Genomic DNA, 23,679 nt, shown 5'->3' with positions numbered 1-23,679 from the left:
AAATTATTATGCTGCGAGCATTATAATTGTCCTTTTGGAATAAAAAGGCGTTGACCCGCGCCGCCGGTTTCGGCATTGCGCGTTTTGCTACATACTTAACGTCTTAGAAGAAAAGACCGAGGAAATCATTTTGGCAGGAAGTAGCTTACTGACATTACTCGACGATATCGCCACGCTGCTGGACGATATTTCGGTAATGGGCAAATTGGCCGCGAAAAAAACCGCGGGCGTACTGGGAGACGACCTGTCGCTCAATGCGCAGCAGGTGACCGGCGTTCGCGCTAATCGCGAGCTGCCAGTGGTATGGAGCGTGGCGAAAGGATCATTAATCAACAAGGTTATTCTGGTGCCGTTGGCGCTGCTGATAAGCGCATTTATCCCGTGGGCCATCACGCCTTTATTAATGTTAGGCGGCGCGTTTCTCTGCTTTGAAGGGGTAGAAAAAGTCCTGCATACCTTTGAGGCGCGAAAACACAAAGAAGACCCGGCGGAGCGGCAAAAACGTCTTGAGGCGCTGGCTGCGCAAGATCCTTTGGCCTTTGAAAAAGATAAAGTAAAAGGGGCGGTCCGTACCGATTTCATTCTGTCCGCTGAAATTGTGGCCATTACCCTGGGGATTGTCGCGCAGGCGCCGCTGCTTAATCAGGTGTTGGTGCTGGCGGGGATTGCGTTGGTTGTGACCATTGGCGTGTATGGCCTGGTGGGTATTATTGTCAAACTGGATGATATGGGGTACTGGCTGGCGGAAAAGCGTAGCGTGCTGGCGCAGGGCGTCGGTAAAGGATTACTGATTATCGCGCCCTGGTTAATGAAAGCATTATCCATTGTCGGTACGCTGGCGATGTTTCTGGTTGGCGGCGGAATTGTCGTACACGGTATTGCGCCGCTACACCATGCCATTGAACATTTTGCGCAGCAGCAGGGGGCTTTCATGGCGCATACGATCCCTGCGGGGCTGAATCTGGTGCTCGGCTTTATTATCGGCGCCATTGTGGTGGCGCTGGTGAAAGGTGTGGCGAAAATTCGCGGTGTTTCGCACTGATTTTCTACAATGAATTATGCAAAATTGCCCATCCTCGTCTAAGGTGAAAACGTTTCATCTGATACAGGAGGCAGGTATGGTCTTTTCTGTCAGTGAGGAAGTTACCGTGAAAGAGGGTGGGCCCCGGATGATCGTCACCGGTTATTCCAGCGGAATGGTAGAGTGTCGCTGGTATGATGGTTTTGGCGTAAAGCGGGAGGCATTCCATGAGAATGAGCTCGTGCCAGGCAAGGAAAGGCGCGTGCGGGACGAAGCCCGATGACAAAACGCCCGGTTAATGCCGGGCGTTTTGCTGTGGAGAAAAAGAGTCGTCGCGCTGCGACATGCAGCTACCTGGTTATGCCAGGATTGAGTGGTATCCCTTGATGAGGTCTGGCTACCGTAAGCCATCAGGGGGAGTTGTATCAATAACCAGGAGTTACCAGGGTGCCGCACGAAACACTGTTAGACAATCAAGGCTGGTTTAAAAAGCTGGCGCGGCGTTTTGGTCCCGGTCATGTCGTCAACACCTGTTTTCTGATCGTGATGCTGTTCTCGACGCTACTTACCTGGCGGGAAGTGATGATACTGAAAGACGCGTATGTCGCCAGTCAGCGCAATCATCTGGGGAGCGTCGCGAATGTCCTTGACCGCCAACTGCAATTCAACATGGACAGGTTGATCTTTTTACGCAACGGTATGCATGAAGCGCTGGTGGCGCCGCTGGCTTTTTCCGCATTGCAAAGCGCGGTGACGCAGTTTGAGCAACGACGCGTCAGACATTTCTGGCAACTGGAGCTGGATAAGCGGCGGACATTGCCGTTATATGGCGTTTCCGATCAATTTGTCGCCCGGACGACGCTTCTTTCGCGGGAGAGTCGTGACCTGGCAAATGAATTGACCGCCACGCTGGAGTTAGGGTATCTGGCGCGTCTGGCGCGCTCATCCGCCATGCTGACGCTGGAGACGATGTATGTTTCTCGCTCAGGGTTTTACCTCTCAACTCTCCCTACGGCGTACGGTAGCGATATTGTCTCCCGTTACTATCAGTACGTGACCCAGCCCTGGTTTATCGAGCAAAGCCAACGGCGTAATCCACAGCGCGGCGTGCGGTGGTTTACCTCCGCACAGCCCTATGTTGCTGACGAGCAGAAAAAAGTGACAGCCAGTCTACCGCTGGATCACGATAATTACTGGTATGGCGTACTGGCAATGGATATTCCCGTCGCGTCATTACAGCGGTTCCTGCGCGATGCGGCTGAAAAGGATATTGAAGGGGAATATCAGCTATATGATAACCATCTCCGTTTGTTGACGGACTCCGCGCCGGAACAACAAACCGCGAATACGTTAAATGACCGTGAGCGCGCCTTACTGGCGCGTGAAATAGAAAAAGATACCCTGGGCGGGCTGCGTTTAGGAACGCATTATGTAAGCTGGGAGCGGCTGGATCATTTTGATGGCGTCCTGCTGCGCGTGCATACACTACGTGAAGGCATCCAAGGGAATTTTGGCAGTATTAGTATCGCGCTGACGCTGTTATGGGTGCTTTTTACGGCGATGCTGTTGATCTCCTGGGGCGTTATTCGACATATGGTCAAAAACATGTTTGTTCTGCAAAATTCGCTGCAATGGCAGGCATGGCACGATCCGCTGACCCGGCTATATAACCGTGGCGCGCTGTTTGAAAAAGCGTCCAGGCTGGCAAAGCGCTACCGGGAAGCCCGCCAGCCATTTTCTGTGATACAGCTGGATTTAGATTATTTTAAAAGCGTTAACGATCGCTTTGGTCATCAGGCAGGCGATCGCGTGTTGTCCCATGCCGCTGGGCTCATTGGCAGCACCATTCGAGCGCACGACATCGCCGGACGGGTAGGGGGCGAAGAGTTTTGTATCGTGCTGCCCGGCGCGACGAAAGCGCAGGCGCTGCAGATTGCCGAACGCATACGCCAGCGCATTAATGACAAAGAGATTCTGGTGACGAAAAGCACGACGCTTCGTATCAGCGCGTCAATGGGGATCAGTAGCGCGGAGGAATACGGCGACTATGATTTTGAGCAGTTGCAGTCGCTGGCCGACAAACGGCTTTATTACGCCAAACAGTCCGGACGTAACCGTATTTGCGCCAGCGACGCGACTCAGGAGCGGGAAAAGAAATAGTCCATGCCTTCGCGCCAGCCATCCGGCCCTTCGTTCTGGCTACGGTAGACGCGCTGAGGATCGTCGTTACGCAAGTGTACGCCCTCCCGGTTTAGTCCTTTAACGACAACCGCATAATCCATCACATCCAGTAAGGGCGCATCATTGGGGCCGTCTCCTAGCCCCAACGTCAGAGGACGCGCGCGCCACTGCCGACGATATGCTTCTATCAGCCAGTTAGCAGCCTGATCTTTACCGGCGGAGGCGTCCAGCACATGCCAGAAACGGGCGCCATGGACAAATTGCAGTCCCAGGTCATTTAAATGGGCGACAAACTGCGCCATGCGTTCATCGCTATCGCGCCAGATCAGCGACACCGACGCTTCATGCAGACGGGTTAGGGCAGACTGTGCCCGGTTTAGGCCCGTCCATTCGCTTATCACCTGATCGTCAACGTCATCAAACGTGGTGAACTTAAACTGTTCCTTTTCACGCAATTTATGCAGGACGAGGCGGATTTCGTTGTGAGAAATACCGGCTATCAGACGGGGATAGTGGGGATGGTCTTCCCAATGAACGTCCAGTTGGATCACTGCGCCGTTTTCCGCAATCAGCGGCAGTCCCTGTAGATTTAATGTCGTCTGGAGCTGGAGCATTTCAGCCGCGGTTTTACTGCTACAGAGGATCACGGGCACGCCGCTTTCATGCAGGCGAGTAAGCCAGGGGGCCGCGGGCTGCCACTCAAAAGTGTGGCTGTTCAGCAATGTGCCGTCCAGATCGGTAAAAATCAGCAAGGGGTCATGGATTGAGAGCATTTTTTCCTCATTTTCCGTTGCAACGGCGGGCTTATTTCCAGGAAAAGTCCTAAAGCACACCCGAAAGAAGTCGAACGCTAACTGGAACCGATCCCGTCGCTTCCAGGCAGCACATGCGTTGTCACACTTTTGCTACCGAACTATTAGCGCGCTTAATCATTCATGTAAAAAATATTTACTTGTCATGCAAAAAAATTGCAGATAAGGTAAATCTCACATCAGATTTCCTGGTGTAACGAATTTTCAAGTGCTTCTTGCATAAGCAAGTTTGATCCCGACCCGTAGGGCCGGGATTTTTTTCGGCCATTTTTAACGGTTTACTTCTGTTACACTAAAATCATGAATATCCAGCTCGAATGCTTCAGCTAATTCATGCCATGTATGATATTCCCGTCCGTCTACGCTCACCCGCTCAGGATCTTCCTGGCTACGGTGAACCTCGCTTTCGCTGATTTCATTGATGGCCGCCAGTAGCGCATCTACATCGACGCTCACTTCGCGCTTGGCCGTATCACTGTACTCTTTTGCCGTTTTCATCTTCACTACCTCACGGGTTCCTGACAGCCTAAGTATAGACCGTTGAGAAAACCAGCAAACACGCCGGCAAGGCGCTGTCAGACGCAGAAAATTGTTCTACACTGGCACAAAGCGACAGGAGGAAAATGATGAAGGTGAATGATCGGGTAACCGTTAAAACGGACGGCGGTCCCCGCCGACCGGGCGTGGTACTGGCAGTGGAAGAATTTAGTGAAGGCACAATGTACCTGGTTTCGCTGGAGGATTACCCGCTCGGCATCTGGTTCTTCAATGAGTCAGGTCACCAGGATGGTATTTTTGTCGAGAAGGCGGAGCAGGACTAATTGAGCCGGACTGGAGGTACATTGCCAGTCCGGATGTCTCAGCGCATGTTAACAAAAATGCCGTTAGTGACGTTATCTGTCAGCCGTACTACGTGATAGATCACTTGTTTATTATGCGTTTTTATCTTTCTTTTTATATTCCCCTTATGGGAGGATACTGTTTTTGCTTTAATATTCATTCTGTCAGAAATCTGAATGGTTCCCTGACCTTCCATCCACATTCGCAACATGCTGGATTCAGTTCGACTTAACGATAATGTTGGTAAATTTATGGTTCCTGAAATACCCGACTCTTTTTTCAGAATATCGCCAAGAATGGTATCCAGCGAGTCAGGTTTAATCGATTTAGAGCTAATCAATAAGTTTTTTCTTACTAATAAATATTCATCAAAATGCACATTAGCAATTGCCATAAAAACAATAAATAACGTGTCAGGATGTTGATTAATGATTTGCTTTATTTGTTGACTGTCTGAAGGCGTATGAATGAAACAGTCCTCATTAATAAACACCACCGAAGGCTGATGCGCGCCACAAGCGATAGCGAGTTCGTCAACGGTTTCGATGTCGTTGATTTCCCTTTTTTTCACCCCTCTGCTGACCAGATACCCGCTTAACCCTAGCCGGGTGTAACTGCATAAATCCATAATAATCGTTGACATGGCATACCCTCACTCAATGCGTAACGATAATTCCCCTTACCTGAATAACTCACCATAATCAGACGGAACACGAATAGTCACCTTAGACAACGCTTACGCGGTTTTTCAGGCGAACTTACTATCCCGTAAAGTTACATATAATTTGCCAGGAATCATCTTAAAGTAAAGTGAATGTTGCGTTATGTGAGTGAAGTAAAAACAAATAAGGGGCAGCGGATATATCTTGGTGAATGTTTTTTAAAATTTATTTTCGGATAAACCTTAGTAAAACAGGATAAAAATTATGGGTTATTATTTATCGGCATCTCGCTAACAATATCAGCAAGCAAATTGAAAATTTCGCTGAATAAATGTTCGCAAAACGGCGCAATTAATGGCATTAGCGCGGCCATCAGCATAATGCCGACGGTGAGTGTAAGCGGGAAACCGATAACAAATATCGAGAGCTGCGGCGCCATGCGGTTTAATAGCCCCAGCGCCAAGTTGAGCGTAAGCAGGAGGGTAATGACCGGCAATGCCAGCATCAGTCCGTTTAAGAAAATGAGCCCTCCGGCCCTGGCGAGCGCCATAAATGCATTACTGTTCACCGGGTTACTCCCGATGGGCAGAGTGTGGAAGGTATCGACCAGCAGCGAAATAAGCCACAAATGGCCATTAAAGGTGAGAAACAGTAGCATGGCGAGCATATCCATAATACGCGCCAGAACCGGCATATTCAGGTGGCTGCCCGGGTCGACGAAGGTGGCAAAGGAAAGCCCCATTTGCAGACCGATAAACTCACCTGCGGTACGCACCGCCGCAAAGGCGAATTGCATGGTAAATCCCAGCGCAATACCGATCAGAATTTGTTGCATCGCCAGCCATAAGGCGGCAATAGAAAAAAGCGGCGTATCGTTTGCCGGTAGCGACGGCGCGATAACGAGGGTAATCATTATTCCCAACCCCAGTTTTACCCGCTTGGGAATAGCGCGCTCGCTGAGAATGGGCGCCGTTGAAATCAGCGCCAGTACGCGCAGCAAAGGCCAGAAATAGAGATGCAGCCAGTATAGCCATTGCTCGCTTGTAACCTGAATCATCGTTCTGTTTATCCGATGATATAAGGTAAATTGCTGAACAGAGTGCGTACGTAGTCCAGCAACAGGTTGAGCATCCACGGGCCGGCAACGATAATTGCGATGAATACCGCGACGATTTTAGGGATAAACGACAGCGTCATTTCATTAATCTGAGTCGCGGCCTGCAAGATGCTGATAATGAGGCCGGTAATCAGCGCGACGAGTAACAGCGGCGCAGCCAGGGCGAGAGCAACTTTCATCGCCTCGGTCCCCATCATCATGACGGATTCAGGAGTCATTTTGCGCCTCTAACTGTAAAAGCTTTGGGCCAGCGACCCCACAAGCAATTGCCAACCATCAACCAGCACAAACAGCATCAGCTTAAACGGCAGGGCGATTGTCGCTGGTGGCACCATCATCATCCCTAACGCCATCAATACGCTGGCGATCACCAGGTCGATAATCAAAAAAGGGATGAAAATCGTAAAACCGATCTGAAATGCCGTCTTTAATTCGCTGGTGACATAAGCGGGCAGGAGGATACGCATCGGTACTGCTTCCGGTCCCTGTAACGGACCGCTATTGGCCAGACGGGCAAACAGCGCCAGATCGGCTTCGCGGGTTTGGCGCAGCATGAACGCGCGTAACGGTTGCGCGCCTTTATCCAGCGCTTCCTGCATAGAAATTTTCTGCTCGCTAAACGGCTGGTAAGCGTCCACGTAAATCTTGTCAATGACGGGCGACATAATAAAAAAGGTCAAAAACAACGCCAGTCCGAGTAACACCTGGTTTGGCGGTGCCGAGGGCGTGCCCAGCGCGTTACGCAACAGGCCAAAAACAATGATGATACGCGTGAAGCTCGTCATCATCAGTAAAATCGCCGGCAGAAACGTCAGCGAGGTGATGAAAACCAGCGTCTGGACGGATAATGACCAGCTTTGGCCTCCGCCCGCTAATGGTTGGCTGATAAGCCCCGGTAGTTGCGCAGCGGCGGCGGGACTAAAAAGCCACAGACCCGCCAGAGAAAGGAATAACAAACGGCGCATCAGGATCTCCCGGAACGCTTGAGTAAGTTCTTCATCATGTTCTGGAAATCCGCCGGTGGGGCAACGGGTGCTTCCGTGTCATTCTCCGCGGGCGGGAGGGTGTGCAGCAGGTTGATCTGCGAGGCGGTCACGCCCAGTACCAGACGCGCATTTTCGACCTCGACAATCACCACGCGTTCGCGCGGGCCAAGCGAGGCGCTGGCTGACACCTTGAGTCCCCGGACGCTATTTCCTTTTGGTACGAATCCCATACGCTTAATCATCCAGGCCGCCGCCAGAATGAGCGCAATAATGCCAATTAATGCGCCGCTCACCTGCATGAGCGGCGATCCGGCTGGCGCGGTGGGCTGAGAAACCGTGGCTTCTGTCTTCATCATTAACGACTCAAACGACGCATACGCTCGGATGGCGTAATAATATCGGTGATACGTACGCCGTATTTATCCGCCACGACGACCACTTCACCCTGGGCAATCAGGTAGCCATTAATCAGGATATCCAGCGGCTCGCCCGCCAGCCCGTCCAGCGCGACGACCGACCCCTGCGTCAGACGCAACAGTTCTTTAATGGTCATTCGCGTGCGGCCCAGCTCTACGGTCAGTTTGACCGGGATATCCATAATCAGATCGATATCCTGCATAGCACCGCTGACATCGCCGCCGCCAAGCTGTTGGAAAACCGCGTCGGCGGCGCTTTTATTGGTGGTCGCTTTTTGCTCGTTTAACGCGTCAGCCCACAGATCATCCAATGCGCCAGTATTCTCATCGGACGGATTATTCATGTCACTCATTTGGGCTGTTCCTCATTCAGCGAATTCAAAATTGGGTTGATCAAATGTTCTACGCGTAGCGCATACTGTCCGTTTACGGTGCCATATTGGCTGGTGAGTACCGGAACGCCGTCCACATGAGCAATAATGCGGTCGGGTTTTTCAATCGGCAGTACATCGCCGGGTTTCAGCTTCAAAATCTGGGAAAGACGTAACGGAATATCGGCAAAATTCGCCACCAGCTCCAGTTCAGAGTGCTGAACCTGACGCACCAGGTTATCACGCCAGTTCTGATCTTCATGGCGCGAGTTTTCCAGCGGCGGGTTCACCAGCAGCTCACGCAGCGGCTCGATCATGCTAAATGGCAGACAGATGTTAAATTCACCGGTCAGATTGCCGATCTCCACATGAAACGGCGTATTGACGACGATATCGTTCGGCGAGGTGGTGATATTGGTAAATTTCACCTGCATTTCGGAACGTACATACTCCACTTCCAGCGGATTAATGGCTTTCCATGCGTCGCTATAGCCTTCCAGCGCCAGTTTCAGCATACGGTTGATGACACGCTGTTCCGTATGGGTAAACTCGCGGCCCTCGACTTTGGTCGGAAAACGGCCGTCGCCGCCGAACAGGTTATCGACGGCAATAAACACCAGACTCGGCGAGAACACCACCAGCCCGGTGCCGCGTAGCGGCTTCAGGTGGATCAGGTTCAGGTTGGTCGGTACCGGCAGGTTACGCGCAAATTCGTGATACGGCTGAATACGTATGGCACCCACGGTAATATCCGGGCTGCGGCGCAGCAGGTTAAATAATCCCATCCGGAACTGGCGTGCGAAACGCTCGTTAATAATCTCCAGCGCCTGCAAGCGTTCACGCACGACGCGACGCTGGGTATTGGGATCGTAAGGGCGAATATCGCTATCGCTTGCGATACCGGGAGTGGGTTCGTCTTTGGTGTCGCTGTCGCCGTTCAACAGCGCATCGATTTCAGCCTGAGAAAGAATACTATCGCCCATATCGTTACCGCAGAATAAAAGCTGTATAAAGCACGTCAGTGACGACCTGTTTTGGTTGTCCGGCAACGAGCGGCGCGGCCAGCGTCTCTTTAATGGCGGCAATCAGTTTTTGTTTGCCAGCTTCTGTTGAGAGCTCGGCGGCATTCTGGCGGGAAAACAACAACAGCAGACGGCTGCGCACTTCCGGCAGATATTCATTTAATCGCGCGCGCGTCGCTTCGTCTTTCAGACGCAGGGTCACGCCGATATACAACACGCGATCCGCATCGCCCAGATTGACGGTAAACGTATCCAGCGCAAAAAATACCGGCGCAGGCGGCGGAGCCGGTTCTGCTTTAGCGTTCGTGGTCGGTTGCTGCTGCATACGCCAGTAGCTATAACCGGCGGTCGCGCAGGCGGCGAGGGTAATCAACACCAGCAAAGGTATCCAAATCGAGCGTTTGCTCTTTTTGTTAATCGCGGAGTCAGTCATCTGATACGGGCTTCCTGTTTCGGTACTGCTTATTGGCTGATTATCCCGTGTCCTGTCCACGACAAAGCGTGGAAAAGACGCGGATAATCATGCTACCTCTGGCGTTAGGCGAAGATATCCACTGCGCCATTGCCGCGCGCGGCGGCCTGAAGCGAGGCCGGCGCCGCTAACGCTATGTCATCTTCAGCGCCAAACGCGTCCGGGTGTTGGGCGCGGCCAGACTGCTGTTGCGATGAAGACTGCTGCTGTCCGGCAAAGCTTTCGCTACTGATACTGCTTTGTCCCAACTGAATGCCGCTTTCCGCCAACTGAGTGCGCAACATGGGCAGGGCGGCTTCCAGCGCGGCGCGGACATGGCTGTGCGGCGATACCATCTGGAGCTGCGCCTGATTGTCATCCAGCTTGAGCGAAATATGCACCTGACCTAACTCTTCCGGATGCAATCGAAGCTGCGCGCTTTGCTGTCCCTGACGCGTAAATAACATGACCTGCTGACTGAACGTTTGCTGCCATTCATGGCTGCCTAACGGCGCGCTGAGTACCGGGGCTGAGGCGACAGGTAGCGGTTGCGGTTGCGCCGTGGCGCTGCTGAGCGTCGGCATTGCCGCGCCATGCGTTACTGGCGCGGACGGGCTATCCACCTCCACTTTCGCGCTGGTCGCGGCGGCAGCGACCACCAGCGGCGTCAGTGCTGGACCCGTGGCGCGATCGTCGCTGGCGCGCGCAAGCGACGCCTCGGTTTTCCCTTTTTCATGCTCGCTAAAAGAGAGCGTATGTGTCTCTTCCTGCGGCGCCGATGGCATGTCGCCGCGCAACAGTGACGGCAAGGCGATGTGATTTTCAGCCGGCGTCTCTCCGGCGACAGGCGTCGCGACAGGTTGTCCGGGCAGCATGGCGAATAAGGCGCTCAGACTGGCAAGATCCTCATCGCTCAGCGCGGGCGTTTTCTCATCATGCTGCGCCGTTTTACTCAATGCGGCCAGAGCGCTGGTTTTCAACGATGGCGTTAGCGTAGACAGTAGATGCTGCGCTTGTGTCAGATCGGTAAGCGTTTCATCCGTCGCATTCGCTTTTTGCGCCAGCAGGTCGGCAAGCTTCACCGCCTGGCCCGGCTCGCCATGTTGGGTCAGTAACCCTTTCGATAATTTGCCGCCTGCCGCCTGTAAATCGGCCAGCGTGATGCGGGCGTCTTTGCCCTGTGCGCCGTCTGCGCCTAACGCGCCCGCCAGAAGCGCCAGAAAGTCCTCGGCTGAACCGGTGGTTTTTCCTGACGTCAGACCCGCGGTCATGTCGGTATCGGTGGTGATCAGTTGGGGCAGGGTGATCATTCGGGTTTCCTCATTGCTGCACGCTGAGCAAATTCATCCATCTTTTTCTGATCCATGCGGTTTTCAGCTAACAGCGCTGCCGCGGTTTGTCGGTCCTGTAAGGTTTGCCAGGCCTGAAGTCGCTGCTTTTTCTCACGCCAGCTCTTCAGCGCCAGGTCGACTTTTTGCGTCCACTGCGTAAGCTGGAGGCGATGCTGCTCTATCGCCTTTTCCAGTGTCTGAATAAACTGCTGATAGTTGATCCAGCGATTACTGGCGATGCCGTTGCCCATATCGGTGTTCAAATTACTGCGATACTCATTCTGATAATCGATCAGCATTTTGAGCTGTTCTTCCGCCTGTTGGCAGCCGCGACGCATTTCGCCCAGTAAACGCGCCGCGTCATCTACCTCTTTTTCGGCCAGATCTTTGAGTGTTTCCAGAGCGCCATGTTGTGCCATGATCGTCGCCCTCCTGCTTTATCACACCGTCGGGAAAATTAAATCGAGCGCCTGCAGAGAGTCTTCCCAGTCGGCCCGTTCAAAAATGCCTTGCTGTAAAAACGCTTCCAGTTGCGGCCATAAGGTAATGGCTTTATCGAGCATCGGATCGCTGCCTTTGGCATAGGCGCCGACGCTGACCAGATCGCGGTTACGCTGGAAACTGGAAAGCAACTGTTTAAATAGCCGTACCCGCGCATAGTGCTGCTCGGTAATGAGCGCGGTCATCGCCCGGCTGATTGACGCCTCGATATCAATGGCCGGATAGTGCCCGGCCTCCGCCAGACGGCGGGACAAGACAATGTGCCCGTCGAGGATTGCGCGTGCCGAGTCGGCAATGGGATCTTGTTGGTCGTCCCCCTCGGTCAACACGGTATAAAACGCGGTGATAGAGCCACCGCCGTGGATGCCATTACCGGCACGCTCGACCAGCGCCGGCAGCTTTGCGAACACCGAAGGCGGATAACCTTTGGTGGCTGGCGGTTCGCCGATTGCCAGCGCAATTTCACGCTGCGCCATCGCATAGCGCGTCAGCGAATCCATAATCAGCAACACATGCTGTCCGCGATCGCGAAAGTCTTCGGCGATGCGGGTGGCATAGGCGGCGCCCTGCATTCGCAGCAGCGGCGAGACATCCGCCGGGGCGGCAATCACCACCGAACGCGCGCGACCGTCGGGGCCGAGAATATTTTCGATAAAATCTTTAACTTCGCGGCCACGTTCGCCGATAAGTCCCACGACAATCACGTCCGCCCGCGTGTAGCGCGCCATCATGCCAAGCAGAACCGACTTACCGACGCCGGAACCGGCAAAGAGTCCCATACGCTGACCGCGCCCTACGGTTAACAACGCGTTGATAGCGCGTACGCCGGTATCCAACACATGTTCGATTGGCGTTCGCTGTAGCGGGTTAAACGGCGGCGTGATTAACGCGCCAGTTTCCAGCGTATCCGGCGCAGGCAGTCCGTCGAGCGGTTTACCGCCGCCATCCAGCACCCGACCAAGCAGGGCCGGGCCGAGCGGTAACTGTTTGCCGCTTTGCAGACCGTCGCCATGCCCGTTACGGGCGTAAACGCGGGCACCGGGCAGAATGCCTTCGACCTCTTCCAGCGGCATTAAAAACAGACGCTGGCCGTTAAAACCGACGACTTCCGATTCCACCTCTTTGGTTTCAGGACCGTCCTGGCGCTCAATAATGCAGGTGGCGCCCAGCGGAAGCTGGAGACCGGTGGCCTCCAGTACCAGGCCAGTGGCGCGGGTTAAACGTCCATAACGACGCACCGCCGGCAATAACGCCATTTTTGCTTCAAAGTTATCGAGCGCGGTAAGCCAGCGGGTCAAACGCGTGGTCATCAGAGCACTCCCGGTGCCGCCAGGCGACACAACTCTTGCCAGCGAGTAGCGACGCTGGCGTCCAGATCGCCTTCATCGGCGGAGACTTTACATCCGCCGTGATGCAACGTTGGGTCCCCGCGTAACCGCCATCCGTGAAGGCTGAGCGTGGCGCCCAGCATCTCTTCCACCCGCTGTAAGTCGTCCGGATGCACGCGCAACTGCGGCTTGCCGCTAAAGAGCGGCTCTTGCTGCAACAGTTGTTGGATCTGTTTAATCAGCGCTGAGTTGTCCACCGCCGGCGTTTGGCCGATGACCTGACGCGCAGCCTCCAGGGCCATTTGCATCAGCCGTGAGGCGATAACGCTATCGAGCGCGTCAAGCGTGTTCTGAAACTCGCTCACTAACTGCTGCATACGGGCATGAATCGGCGCCTGCTGCGTCTGCGCCTGGGCTTGCCCTTGCTCCAGCCCCTGCGCTAACCCTTCCTGGTATCCCTGTGCGTGTCCTTTTTGCCGTCCCTCCGCCAGCCCGGCATTATAACCTTGTTCATGGGCCTGTATTTTTAGCTGCGCCAGCTCCTGTTCCAGCTGCTGTTCGGCAGTGAGTTCGGGCTCCGGCGTATCGTCTGTCAAGGTCACGTTATCAGCCTCAACCGGCACAAACGTCTCCGGCGGCGGGGCGAGATCGTCGGGGGTCCAGACTTGCCACGGCAATTCATTAGACATAGGTATCCTCGCCGCTGCCAATCACCATTTCGCCGGTTTCCGCCAGACGACGCACAATAAGCAGAATTGCTTTCTGCTCGTTTTCCACCTGAGACAGACGAACCGGGCCACGGTTGGCAAGGTCGTCGCGCAGGATATCGGCGGCGCGCTGGGACATATTGCGCAGGAACTTCTCGCGTAATGGCGGTTCGGCGCCTTTCAGAGCGATCAGCAGCGATTCGGAATCCACTTCCTGCAGCAGACGCTGGATACTGCGATCGTCCACATCCACCAGATTTTCGAACAGGAACATCTCGTCGATGATTTTCTGCGCCAGTTCGCCGTCGAATTCGCGCACAGCGGTAATAACCGCTTCTTCCTGCTGCGTTTTCATCAGGTTGATAATTTCCGCCGCGGTTCTTACGCCGCCCATTTTGCTGCGTTTCAGGTTCTGACCGTCGAGCAGGCCATTCAGCACTTCGGTCAACTCCGCCAGCGCCGCCGGCTGTACGCCGCCAAATGTCGCGATACGCAGCATCACATCATGACGCAGACGCTCGTCAAACAGCGCCAGAATATCGGCGGCCTGACTGCGTTTGAGGTGGACCAGAATGGTGGCGATAATCTGCGGGTGTTCGTCGCGAATCAGGTCGGCGGCGCTCTGCGGTTCCATAAAGTTGAGCGTTTCGATACCGCTGGTGGTATCGCGCGTTTCCAGAATATCTTCCAGCAGGCTGGAGGCGCGTTCTTCGCCCAGCGCTTTAACCAGTACGGAGCGCAGGTATTCGTTGGCGTTAATATTCAGCGCGGCGAACTGCTCCGCTTCTTGCTCAAACTCTGATAGTACGTCCGTCAGTTGTTTGTTGGAGATCTGACGCACGTTAGCCATCGCCGTACTTAGCGCCTGCACTTCGCGGGTGGAGAGGTGTTTAAACACCTCTGCCGCCCGGTCTTCGCCAATGGTCATCAACAAAATGACGCTTTTATCGGTACCGCTAAGATTACTCATGATCGTTACTCATCCACTGGCGAATGACCAGCGCCACCACGCGCGGATCGTTGTCTGACATTTCGCGAATACGCTGGCTCATCACCTCAGCGCCCAGACGCTGGTTAGCCCGGCGTTGCTGGAGCTGCTCGTCTTTGCTAAGGCGTACTTCCACGGCTTCTTCGGTTTCCTGGCGAACCTGCGCCTGTTCCTGCGCCGCTTTCGCTTCTTCAACACGGCGCGTCAACTGCGGACGTACCGCTTTGCGCCACAGAATCCAGGCCACCACCAGCACCAGTAACCAGCGACCTGCCGCGAGCAACTGATCGATAAAGGACTGCTGTTGCCAGAAGGGCAGTTCGCCGCCGGTGTCATCCACTGCGCTAAACGGTGAATTCACCACGTTTAGCGTATCGCCGCGTTTATCAGAAAAACCCATCGCTTCACGGGTTAGATCCTCGATCTGTTTCATCTGATCGGCGGTCAATGGCAGCGGTTTGCCATCTGCCAGCGTTTTGTAATTCACCACGACGGCCACGGAGAGACGCTCAATATCGCCCACATTCATTTTGGTGTGACGAATGGTGCGGTCCACTTCGTAGTTACTGGTTTCATTACGCTGTGTATTGCGCGGGCCAGCACTGTTACTGTTGGTACTGGTGCTGGTTTGTGGCGTATTCTGCGCGTTTTGTTGATTGGTCGGCGGCGTGGCGATCGGCGCCTCGTTAGGCGGCGCTGGTTGGTTCGACAGCGCGCCAGGCACGCCGCCGGGATAGCCCGCGCCTACCTGTTCGCTAATATTCAACTGACGTGAACGCAGGGTGGCCTTCGACGCATCGCCGTTCGGGCTGTAGTGCTCTTCCGTCTGTTCTTTATTGGCAAAATCCAACTGGGCGGTTACCTGAGCGTGAACATTACCGTTCCCGACGATAGGCGACAGAATGGCTTCGATACGGCGTTGGATGCGGCTTTCCACATCATTAGCAAATTTTAATTGCGCGTCATTAAGGTCGCGACCGCTGGTATTGGATTGCGTGAGCAGATGACCGGATTGATCGACCAGAGTGACGTTTCCTGGCGGCAAACCGGCGACAGCGCTGGAAACCAGATGTACCACGGCGCTAATTTGTCCTTCATCCAGCGCCCGACCCGGTTCCAGTGTGACGGTGACGGAGGCGGAAGGGGATTTTTGTTCCCGCACAAATAGCGACGGCTTTGGCATCGCCAGGTGAACGCGGGCGCTTTTTACCGGCCCCAGCGTCTCGATCGTCCGGGCCAGTTCACCTTCCAGCGCGCGCTGATAATTCACCTGCTCGCTGAACTGGCTGATACCGAATTTTTCCTGATCAAGCAGTTCAAAGCCTACCGCGCCGCCTTTAGGCAGCCCCTGCTGCGCCAGACGCAGACGCAGTTCATGCACTTTGTCGGCGGGCACTTCAATCGCGCCGCTGCCATTGGCAAAGCGATAGGGGATATTCATCTGGGTCAACTGCGCGACGATCGCGCCGCCGTCCTGATCGGAAAGGTTGCTAAATAGCGTGCGGTAATCGGGCGTTTTAGCCCACAGCACCATCGCAACGACGATCGCCACGGCGGCGGAACCCGCCACAATTAACGGAATTCGGGGATTCGCGCGTAGGCGATTAAGCCACTCGAGAGGTTTAGGTTGGGTTGCAGTCGATGCAGTCGCACTCATCTCGCACCTCGTGACTGATCGTGGACGGCGTTTTTTGCAAAGTGGAACAAGACTCACTCCCGGGTCAGCAAACTCGAAAAATTGACGGTCTCATTATTTGTGGTTTCGAATTTTTCTATGCGCTAAAAACCGAGGTTTTTTATCGTTATTTAACGCCTTTATCTTATTGACAAACTGGTAATCTCTGCTGCGTAAAAAATCATCCAGGGGAATAGCATGGCAGCAATACAGGGGATTGAAGGGGTTATTAGCCAGTTACAGGCGACGGCGATGGCCGCGCGCGGGCAAGACACGCACTCGCAGTCGACGGTGAGTTTTGCCGGCCAGCTACATGCTGCGCTGGATCGTATTAGCGACAGACAAACGGCGGCGCGCGTTCAGGCAGAAAAATTCACTCTGGGTGAGCCGGGCATTGCGCTTAATGACGTAATGGCCGATATGCAAAAAGCGTCCGTCTCCATGCAAATGGGGATTCAGGTGCGCAACAAGCTGGTCGCCGCGTATCAGGAAGTCATGTCCATGCAGGTTTAAGCCAGAGCTGACAACACATCCGCAGCAAACTCCCGGGCGCTTACCTACGTCAGCGGCGGGGGACGCGACGCCCATGCAACCAGTGCGTGATTATGTGGGCTTGTTTTTTGCGAGGCGCGCTCATTTTATTGATAAGCGGGTTGCACATTGTTGCAGGGACTTATTAAAAATAGGGTACGCCTGTTTACTGACGCCATTCATTCCTACTATTCGTTCTGATGCTATTGTCATTGAGTTTGCAATCCAGAATGTTCCTGCAATATATGCGCCGTTGCGATAATACACGGTAAATTCTTTACTAATACCTGGAATATCTGTTTCATGGAGATCCAGTATATACCCATACGGGGACAGATTATCAGCGAGACAGCGGGCAATGGCGCTCGGATGTGCATTGACCACTGTGACGGGTGAGTAACGGGCAGCGGCAAGACAGACGACTCCAATAATGGAGATGAAAATAATTTTTATCATTTTTTTGGCTTCTGCTGTGCATAAATAAATCATCACCTGATAATGTCAGTGAGTAAAAATATAAATACCTAATACCTGATAGTCTTTTATGCGTAGAGGGAAAATAATAATTATTTTATGTTTTGCTTAAAATAGTCATGGGTTTTTCATCGACTCAGACAAAATTAAAACGGTATACGTTATATAATAGATTTATGCCACGGCGCACAAGACGACCTTGTCTGATTTCTTTTATGCGTTTTAGATTTTTGCCGGTTACGCCGTAAAAGGTCTCCCGCCGTAACGTACAGCGGGAGTATGCGCTTATTTTTGAATCAGATAACGAATTGTCGGGCCATCCTGCTGAATATCCAGCACCGTATAACCGTGATTGCGCGCATCCAGCGGAATATTATTAATGGATTGCGGGCAGTCGCTCACCACCTCCAGGATCTCACCTTTTTTTAACTGCGGCATCGCTTCCAGAGTGGCGACCGCCGGGTACGGACAAGGTTCGCCAACCATATCCAGACGGTAATCAGGGACGATATTTTTCATACAGATTCCTTAGCAGGCGTCAGCCCCGCACGGCGGAAAAAACGTTTTTCCCAGCCGATGATTAACATCAGCGCGGTAAATAACAACAGATAGGTGACCAGCAGACCGCCCAGCGGACCAAAGGTATTCAGCAGGTTAACTTTATCCCAACTGGTCGCCAGCGCGGGCGCGAAATCATCCCAGTAGTAAGCCAGGATGGTCGAACCGATGACATTGCCGAGGCCCACCCACCAGTAATGCACCTGGCCTTCTACGGCGCGGTACATCCAGCCGGTTTCGCAGCCGCCCGCCAGCACGATGCCAAAACCGAACAGCAGTCCGCCAATGACCGCATTCGGGCCAGCCCACATAATTTTAGGTGCAACGCCCAACTGCACGTAGCTGAAAATACCAATAGCGCTGACCGCCATGCCGAAAATAATCGCTTTCGCCATATGGGCGCGTCCGGAGATCCACAGATCGCGAAAGGCCGAGGTAAAGCAGATTTGCGCGCGCTCGATCAGCAGCCCAAACCCGACGCCGAACAGCATCGCCAGCCCCAGTTTCGGCTGATGCATTGCCGTTAATAACGCCCAGCCAATCATGCCGATAAAGACCAGCATACCGAGCCTGAAACGCCGTCTTGCCTGATCCGGTTTCTGCGTCAGTGGCGAAGCCGCGGAGACCTTTTGCATTTTCACCGGTATGCGAAATATCGGCAGCAACGTAAAGCGGGCGCCGAACCAGGAACCGATAGCGGTCGCCAGCGCAAAGAACCACGCGTGTAGGGAGAACTGCGGGATTCCGGTAAAAAAGGCGGCCAGGTTACACCCCATCGCCAGACGCGCGCCGAAGCCAGCGATCATGCCTCCGACCACCGCCTGTACGATACGGATTCGGCTGCGCGGCATACGCAGTTTTACGTTGTTGGCCCACAGCGCCGCGGCGAAACAGCCGCCGAACATGCCGAGGATCATCATGCCGTCGATACGCGTCAGCGGCGTACCCTCCAGATGAATCAGCTTGTAGTAGCCCCACTGTTCGGCATGGACGCCAAAAAGCTGCAAAATTTGCCCGCCCCAGCGGGTAAATTCGCCCGTCACGGCCCAGAACGTGCCGGTGATGCCAAAATAGTAGGTAGAGAGAATACCGGCTGCGATCACCGCAGGGGCCGGCGCCCAGAATTTAATTAACCAGGTTTGCTTGAAGTGTTGCCATGACATGTGTTTAGCCTCTGAACTCAGAAGGTGTGAAACAAGAAGTGCGCATACTACACCGATCACAGAATTTGCCTACACCTAATAAGCGGTAATACCGACTGGATCAAATTGCGGCCAGCGCCTGGAAAGGCTGGCGGCGTCAGAGCTTTAATGCCACAATTCCTCTTTCTTCTGATGCAGGATGAATGATGAAAAAAGTAGCGATCGTTGGCGCATTGCTGGTTCTGGCCGGATGCGCCGAGGTGGAAAACTATAATGATGTGGTGAAAACGCCCGCGCCGGCCGGTCTGGAAGGGTACTGGCAGTCAAAAGGCCCGCAACGTAAGCTGGTGAGCCCTGAAGCTATCGCCAGCCTGGTAGTGACTAAAGAAGGCGATACGCTGGACTGCCGCCAGTGGCAGCGCGTTATTGCTCTGCCGGGCAAGCTGACCATGCTCTCCGGTGACTTAACCAATGTTACGGTTAAGCGTGAGCTCTATGAGATTGAGCGCGACGGGAATACCCTGGAATATGATGGCATGACGCTGCAACGGGTCGCTCGTCCGACGCCGGAGTGCGCCGCCGCGTTAGAAAAAACGCCGCTGCCGACGCCGCTGCCGTAATTTCGCTTCCCGGCAGCGCTCTGCCGCCGGGAACGCTCATCACACGTCCTCAATGACCCACACGCTGACGCTGCCTGCGTTGCAGAAGAACGTCGCTTCGCCTTGATCATTAGTTACAACATGCTCACTGCGGTTTCCCAGAAAATCACGCCAGGTCTTGTTAGCGTAATTGTCGCCGAGCAGGAGGGTTTTTTCACCGTCGTCGCCATTGGAAAGTACAACCACACAGCCTGGATTCTCTTCAGTACCGCTGCGACTAAAGGCGATACAGTTAGGATGATCGAAAAAGAGTGTTTGTATACCGTGCGCAAAACGCTGACGAGCAAGGATCAGCCGATCCAGTTGGTTAATCACCGGCATGTCGACCCGACAGGTCTCGCCATTTTCGCCGCTATCCTCATAGCTGGCGCCGTATAAATCGGGATAAAACACTGACGGCACGCCGTTTTCACGAAGCAGGATCAGCGCATAGGCTAATGGTTTGAACCAGGGTTCTACTGGCGCTTCCAGCGCCTGTAACGGTTGTGTATCGTGGTTAGCGACCAGCGTCACCGCATGAAAAGGGTCGGCTTCTACCAGCGTGCCGGTGAAAATGTGGCGCATGTCATACTCCGCGCCCTGGCGCGAGGCTTCGTGAAATTTCATCTGCAACGGCGCGTCGAACAGCATGGTTTTCCCGTCGACCTGATCGATGTACGTTTGCAGTTTATCTACTTCATGCGACCAGTATTCTGCGACAATAAACAGCGGTTTTGGTGCAACCGCCTGTACATGCTCAATCCATTCTTTATAAAACCAGGCGGGTATATGTTTTACCGCGTCCAGGCGAAAGCCGTCACAGTGGGTTTGTTCCATGACCCAACGAGCCCAATATTTAATCTCTTCCGTAACCGCGTGATTGCGAAAATCGATATTTTCCCCCATCAGATAGTCGAAATTACCCATCTCATCATCAACCTGATCGTTCCAGCCATCGCCGGTATAGTCATTGACGATCTTAAAAATGCCGTCTTCGTCGGGATTCTCGATGTGATCAATGCCGCTGAAACAGTGATAGTCCCAAATAAAGTTGGAATACTGGCCCGCGCGGGCAGGGAAGGTGTAGCGCGTCCAGCCTTCGCATTCAATGATGTTGTCATCGATTTGCGTGCGGTCATCCTGATTCACGCGCTGAACGCGAATACGTTCTTTTTCGTCTGCGCCCATTTTGTGGTTCACGACGACGTCGAGCAGCACCGCAATATTATTTTTTTTGAGCGCGTCTATCGCCGTCAGTAACTGGCGTTTATCGCCGTACTTTGTCGCGATAGTTCCTTTTTGGTCAAATTCGCCGAGGTCAAACAGGTCGTAGGTATCATAGCCTACGGAATAGCCGCCGGAGGCGCCTTTACAGGCGGGCGGTAGCCAGACCATATTGATACCGATATCATTCAGCCCATCAGCACGTTCCGCCAGCTCAGACCAGAGTTTACCGCCGTCGGGATAATACCAGTGGAAGTACTGCAATAACGTGGGGTTTTTCATCTTCCGTGCTCCAGAAGTCGTTTAGCCGACCTCTGGAGTATGGAAGAATTTTCATACGAGACGGGAAAATATTATGAGGCGCCAGGCGCATCTGGCACGAGTAACATACCGGAAAGACGCCCATAAGCGTTGTTGAGTGATTTTTGGCGGGTGGATTGTCCGATCAAACTACTGAGTTCATCCAGTCGCTGTTGCAGCAGCCCTTTCAGGAGCTGCTCATTATCCAGCGTTTGTTTGATGTATCCGGCGACCATATCCTGAATACTTCGCGTAATGCCCGGTGGAGTTTGCTTTTCCATCACCGTTTCAATACTTTGCAGATAGGAGACCTCTTGTTGCAGTAAGAGATCCCATTCACCTCGCTGCGCAAGTTCAAGCAGCGATTGACTGAGCAGCGCAATACGCTGCCAACGGTTGATAAACTCCACGGTTGAGGTCATTAACGAGACTCCTGGAAAGATGCTTTCGGTGAAATCTGTTTCCAGGCTTCTGCAATATTGCTGAGTAACCCTTCCACTTCTTCGATGGCCTGAGCGTCGTTACGCAAATTAGCCTGCAGTAAACGGCGAATCATATAGTCGTATAGCTCGGAAAGATTCGTCGCAATCTCACCGCCTTTTTCCTGATCGAGACCGGCTTTCAGCCCGTTATCGATAATATTGATGGCTTTGCTTAACGCTTCACCTTTCGCGACAACATCGCCTTGTTCTAAAAACAGGCGAGCGCGCACCAGAGCGCTATTCGCGCCATCAAACAACATTTCAATCAACTGATGCGGGCTGGCGCTCATCACGGCGCTTTCCACGCTGACTTGCGCATAAGCTTTGATACCGCTCGCGGTGTACATGGTGACCTCTGTTATCAGGACTTGTTCATAGCAGTAAACTGCTGACTTAGATAAGTACTGGTGTTATTCAGTTTATTCATCATGGTATCCAGCTGCGAAAACTGTGCTTTGTAACGGGCAACGGTGTCATCAATACTGGCGCTAACAGCCAGGTATTGCTTGGTCAGTTTTTTCAGCGTGGCGTTAATGCTATCCTGAGCATTGTCGATAATACCGTCATCCGCCAGATAACTTTTCACTTCGGTGGCAATTTTGGTGGTGATGCCCGTTTCTTTACCATCGCCCACTAATAACTCGCGCACAGAGGCGGTATTTTCATCCAGCGCTTTTTTAAGCTTGGTATCATCAATTTTTAGTTTGCCAGTCGTACCGTCAGATGAAATACCAATTTCATTAAGCGTTTTAAATGCGCCAGTACTACCGCCATTAGCAAACTGAGCGCGAATTCCTGTTTGAATTGTACGAACTACGCTATCGCCTATCAGCGCGCCATTGTCCTTGTCCTGAGTTTCCGCGCCGGGGTCTACTTCTTTATATTTGGTGAGCGTATTGAATGTATCAATAAGAGAATTATAGGCATCGACCCAGCCTTTAATCGCTTCAGTCGCTTTTTCATTACTCTTGGTAACGGTGACCCGCACGTCGGTAACTTTTTTAGTCAGCTCAAGCGTAACTCCCTGAGGTGCATCGGTAATTTTGTTGCTCGGACGTTCTATATCAATACCGTTCATCGTTAGTTTTGCATTCTGTGCGCTGACTAACTCTTCCATCTCGCCAGTACCAGTATTGCTATCATAGGCCAGCAAATCGTTTAGTTTGCTATCTCCTTCCACGGAGACGGTCATTTTATTTTCCAGTCCCTCTGCAGCCGTCAAAACTAAGCGATATTCCCCCTCTTTAACCTTAACAATACTGGCTGAAATGCCGCTATCTGTATCGTTAATCGCTTTGCTGATGTCATCTAGCGAGGTCTGATCTTTATTAAGCGTAATCTCCAGCGGCTCTTTACGGCCAGGCTGTTCAATTTTAATGGTACGTGTGGCAGCGGCGTCACCCAACGCTTCTTTCGTTGAGGCTATTTTCGTCGTCGTGCTTAATGACTGAGCCTGAGCCAATTGCGACACGCTAATCGTGTAAATCCCGGGCGCGGCGCCTGCTTCAGTGGATACTTTCAGATCTTCAGTGCTGCTAGTGACGTTACTGCTTCTGAACAGTTCAGCTTTGTTTAACGCGCTATTCGCTGTCTGGAATTTTTCCAGGGCGCTTTTCAACGTACCGTATGCGGTTAAGCGAGCAGTATTATCGGTTTGTTGCTGAGTGATCGGGTTTAAGCGCTTTTTTTCAGCAATAGTCAGGTTTGTCAGCAATGTATCTAGTGGTAAGCCTGAGCCAACGCCCAATGATGAAAATGAAGCCATGCCTGATTCCTTTTGATTGCAAACAGTAGTTAAGCGCGTTATCGGCAATCTGGAGGCAAAGTTTAATGATAATTTTGCAAAAATAATGCGCGGAATAATGATGTATAAAGCGGCTATTTCGCAGGCTAAGAAAAAAATTGGGGGAAGTGAAAAATT

At 53.0% G+C, this 23,679-nt stretch carries 29 protein-coding genes; 6 read left to right on the top strand and 23 right to left on the bottom strand.

The genetic code is table 11. The annotated features are described in order from the left end of the window. Window positions 1-124 precede the first annotated feature (124 nt). The 3 genes from NAZ64_RS11750 (at window position 125) to dgcQ (ending at window position 3,181) form a co-directional block, all read left to right on the top strand. Window positions 125-1,042 carry a DUF808 domain-containing protein gene (locus NAZ64_RS11750; protein ID WP_085920526.1) on the top strand — a complete coding sequence of 306 codons (918 nt, stop codon included), beginning with the start codon at window positions 125-127 and terminating at the stop codon, window positions 1,040-1,042. A gap of 76 nt (window positions 1,043-1,118) precedes the next feature. Beyond that, window positions 1,119-1,304 carry a YodC family protein gene (locus NAZ64_RS11745; protein ID WP_000232161.1) on the top strand — a complete coding sequence of 62 codons (186 nt, stop codon included), beginning with the start codon at window positions 1,119-1,121 and terminating at the stop codon, window positions 1,302-1,304. Between the two features lie 164 nt (window positions 1,305-1,468). Beyond that, window positions 1,469-3,181 carry a cellulose biosynthesis regulator diguanylate cyclase DgcQ gene (gene dgcQ / locus NAZ64_RS11740; RefSeq protein WP_001119828.1) on the top strand — a complete coding sequence of 571 codons (1,713 nt, stop codon included), beginning with the start codon at window positions 1,469-1,471 and terminating at the stop codon, window positions 3,179-3,181. Here the strand turns inward: dgcQ and NAZ64_RS11735 are convergent. Both NAZ64_RS11735 and yodD read right to left on the bottom strand, forming a co-directional pair. Then, window positions 3,160-3,975 carry a mannosyl-3-phosphoglycerate phosphatase-related protein gene (locus NAZ64_RS11735; protein WP_131046125.1) on the bottom strand — a complete coding sequence of 272 codons (816 nt, stop codon included), beginning with the start codon at window positions 3,973-3,975 and terminating at the stop codon, window positions 3,160-3,162. The two genes, dgcQ and NAZ64_RS11735, sit on opposite strands and share 22 nt — an antisense overlap. 309 nt (window positions 3,976-4,284) lie before the next feature. After that, on the bottom strand, window positions 4,285-4,512 hold the full coding sequence (yodD, locus tag NAZ64_RS11730) for a YodD family peroxide/acid resistance protein (protein ID WP_000844798.1): 228 nt from the start codon (window positions 4,510-4,512) through the stop codon (window positions 4,285-4,287). Window positions 4,513-4,640: 128 nt separating this feature from the next. Here yodD and dsrB point away from each other — a divergent pair, with 128 nt between their 5' ends. After that, window positions 4,641-4,835: a protein DsrB gene (dsrB, locus tag NAZ64_RS11725; protein ID WP_000867218.1), complete on the top strand. Its 195-nt coding sequence runs from the start codon at window positions 4,641-4,643 to the stop codon at window positions 4,833-4,835. A gap of 38 nt (window positions 4,836-4,873) precedes the next feature. Here the strand turns inward: dsrB and rcsA are convergent, their stop codons facing one another. The 14 genes from rcsA to fliF form a co-directional block, all read right to left on the bottom strand. After that, window positions 4,874-5,497: a transcriptional regulator RcsA gene (rcsA, locus tag NAZ64_RS11720; RefSeq protein WP_000103971.1), complete on the bottom strand. Its 624-nt coding sequence runs from the start codon at window positions 5,495-5,497 to the stop codon at window positions 4,874-4,876. Between the two features lie 281 nt (window positions 5,498-5,778). After that, entirely contained in the window at window positions 5,779-6,573 is a 795-nt protein-coding gene (gene fliR, locus NAZ64_RS11715) for a flagellar biosynthetic protein FliR (RefSeq protein ID WP_000616953.1), read from the bottom strand. An 8-nt stretch (window positions 6,574-6,581) separates the two neighbouring features. After that, window positions 6,582-6,851 carry a flagellar biosynthesis protein FliQ gene (gene fliQ, locus NAZ64_RS11710; protein WP_000187355.1) on the bottom strand — a complete coding sequence of 90 codons (270 nt, stop codon included), beginning with the start codon at window positions 6,849-6,851 and terminating at the stop codon, window positions 6,582-6,584. A 9-nt stretch (window positions 6,852-6,860) separates the two neighbouring features. After that, window positions 6,861-7,598, bottom strand: coding sequence for a flagellar type III secretion system pore protein FliP (gene fliP / locus NAZ64_RS11705; protein WP_001253411.1), 738 nt, complete (start codon window positions 7,596-7,598; stop codon window positions 6,861-6,863). After that, window positions 7,598-7,975 carry a flagellar biosynthetic protein FliO gene (gene fliO / locus NAZ64_RS11700; protein ID WP_000978275.1) on the bottom strand — a complete coding sequence of 126 codons (378 nt, stop codon included), beginning with the start codon at window positions 7,973-7,975 and terminating at the stop codon, window positions 7,598-7,600. Before fliO ends, fliP begins: the two co-directional genes overlap by 1 nt. Next, window positions 7,975-8,388, bottom strand: a complete 414-nt coding sequence (gene fliN, locus NAZ64_RS11695; protein WP_001282111.1) for a flagellar motor switch protein FliN — start codon at window positions 8,386-8,388, stop codon at window positions 7,975-7,977. The genes fliO and fliN overlap by 1 nt, the downstream gene beginning before the upstream one ends. Next, window positions 8,385-9,389, bottom strand: a complete 1,005-nt coding sequence (fliM, locus tag NAZ64_RS11690) for a flagellar motor switch protein FliM (RefSeq protein WP_000502811.1) — start codon at window positions 9,387-9,389, stop codon at window positions 8,385-8,387. The genes fliN and fliM overlap by 4 nt, the downstream gene beginning before the upstream one ends. Before the next feature lie 4 nt (window positions 9,390-9,393). Next, window positions 9,394-9,861 (bottom strand): flagellar basal body-associated protein FliL, encoded by a 468-nt coding sequence (gene fliL / locus NAZ64_RS11685; RefSeq protein ID WP_000132169.1) that lies wholly within the window; start codon window positions 9,859-9,861, stop codon window positions 9,394-9,396. A 104-nt stretch (window positions 9,862-9,965) separates the two neighbouring features. Further along, window positions 9,966-11,189, bottom strand: a complete 1,224-nt coding sequence (gene fliK / locus NAZ64_RS11680; RefSeq protein ID WP_001529216.1) for a flagellar hook length control protein FliK — start codon at window positions 11,187-11,189, stop codon at window positions 9,966-9,968. Then, window positions 11,186-11,629: a flagellar export protein FliJ gene (gene fliJ / locus NAZ64_RS11675; protein WP_000046981.1), complete on the bottom strand. Its 444-nt coding sequence runs from the start codon at window positions 11,627-11,629 to the stop codon at window positions 11,186-11,188. The genes fliK and fliJ overlap by 4 nt, the downstream gene beginning before the upstream one ends. A 21-nt stretch (window positions 11,630-11,650) precedes the next feature. Beyond that, window positions 11,651-13,021: a flagellar protein export ATPase FliI gene (gene fliI / locus NAZ64_RS11670; RefSeq protein WP_000213257.1), complete on the bottom strand. Its 1,371-nt coding sequence runs from the start codon at window positions 13,019-13,021 to the stop codon at window positions 11,651-11,653. Next, entirely contained in the window at window positions 13,021-13,728 is a 708-nt protein-coding gene (gene fliH / locus NAZ64_RS11665) for a flagellar assembly protein FliH (RefSeq protein WP_000064158.1), read from the bottom strand. The genes fliI and fliH overlap by 1 nt, the downstream gene beginning before the upstream one ends. Continuing rightward, window positions 13,721-14,716, bottom strand: a complete 996-nt coding sequence (gene fliG / locus NAZ64_RS11660) for a flagellar motor switch protein FliG (RefSeq protein WP_000067735.1) — start codon at window positions 14,714-14,716, stop codon at window positions 13,721-13,723. Before fliG ends, fliH begins: the two co-directional genes overlap by 8 nt. After that, window positions 14,709-16,391 carry a flagellar basal-body MS-ring/collar protein FliF gene (fliF, locus tag NAZ64_RS11655; protein WP_001276830.1) on the bottom strand — a complete coding sequence of 561 codons (1,683 nt, stop codon included), beginning with the start codon at window positions 16,389-16,391 and terminating at the stop codon, window positions 14,709-14,711. Before fliF ends, fliG begins: the two co-directional genes overlap by 8 nt. Before the next feature lie 216 nt (window positions 16,392-16,607). Here fliF and fliE point away from each other — a divergent pair, with 216 nt between their 5' ends. Further along, a complete protein-coding gene (gene fliE / locus NAZ64_RS11650) occupies window positions 16,608-16,922 on the top strand; it encodes a flagellar hook-basal body complex protein FliE (protein ID WP_000719037.1) in 315 nt (104 codons plus the stop codon). 120 nt (window positions 16,923-17,042) lie between these two features. Here the strand turns inward: fliE and NAZ64_RS11645 are convergent, their stop codons facing one another. From NAZ64_RS11645 to yedE, 3 genes are all read right to left on the bottom strand, one after another. Continuing rightward, window positions 17,043-17,429 (bottom strand): hypothetical protein, encoded by a 387-nt coding sequence (locus tag NAZ64_RS11645; protein WP_001629111.1) that lies wholly within the window; start codon window positions 17,427-17,429, stop codon window positions 17,043-17,045. Between the two features lie 270 nt (window positions 17,430-17,699). After that, a complete protein-coding gene (gene yedF / locus NAZ64_RS11640; protein WP_000790504.1) occupies window positions 17,700-17,933 on the bottom strand; it encodes a sulfurtransferase-like selenium metabolism protein YedF in 234 nt (77 codons plus the stop codon). Next, entirely contained in the window at window positions 17,930-19,135 is a 1,206-nt protein-coding gene (gene yedE, locus NAZ64_RS11635) for a selenium metabolism membrane protein YedE/FdhT (RefSeq protein WP_001519382.1), read from the bottom strand. The genes yedF and yedE overlap by 4 nt, the downstream gene beginning before the upstream one ends. Before the next feature lie 185 nt (window positions 19,136-19,320). Here yedE and yedD point away from each other — a divergent pair, with 185 nt between their 5' ends. After that, a complete protein-coding gene (gene yedD / locus NAZ64_RS11630) occupies window positions 19,321-19,734 on the top strand; it encodes a lipoprotein YedD (RefSeq protein ID WP_058110804.1) in 414 nt (137 codons plus the stop codon). Window positions 19,735-19,773: 39 nt separating this feature from the next. On the opposite strand, the gene amyA is transcribed toward yedD, so the two are convergent. The 4 genes from amyA to fliD form a co-directional block, all read right to left on the bottom strand. Further along, window positions 19,774-21,258, bottom strand: coding sequence for an alpha-amylase (amyA, locus tag NAZ64_RS11625; RefSeq protein ID WP_000795489.1), 1,485 nt, complete (start codon window positions 21,256-21,258; stop codon window positions 19,774-19,776). 71 nt (window positions 21,259-21,329) lie between these two features. Then, window positions 21,330-21,698, bottom strand: a complete 369-nt coding sequence (fliT, locus tag NAZ64_RS11620) for a flagella biosynthesis regulatory protein FliT (RefSeq protein WP_000204899.1) — start codon at window positions 21,696-21,698, stop codon at window positions 21,330-21,332. Beyond that, window positions 21,698-22,105 carry a flagellar export chaperone FliS gene (gene fliS, locus NAZ64_RS11615; RefSeq protein ID WP_000287764.1) on the bottom strand — a complete coding sequence of 136 codons (408 nt, stop codon included), beginning with the start codon at window positions 22,103-22,105 and terminating at the stop codon, window positions 21,698-21,700. The genes fliT and fliS overlap by 1 nt, the downstream gene beginning before the upstream one ends. Window positions 22,106-22,119: 14 nt before the next feature. Further along, window positions 22,120-23,523: a flagellar filament capping protein FliD gene (fliD, locus tag NAZ64_RS11610; RefSeq protein ID WP_031605229.1), complete on the bottom strand. Its 1,404-nt coding sequence runs from the start codon at window positions 23,521-23,523 to the stop codon at window positions 22,120-22,122. Between the last annotated feature and the right edge of the window lie 156 nt (window positions 23,524-23,679).

It is taken from the genome of Salmonella sp. A1325, from assembly GCF_056991255.1.
The sequence above is the reverse complement of the archived record's forward strand: the minus strand, read 5'-3'. Positions and strand labels throughout refer to the sequence as shown.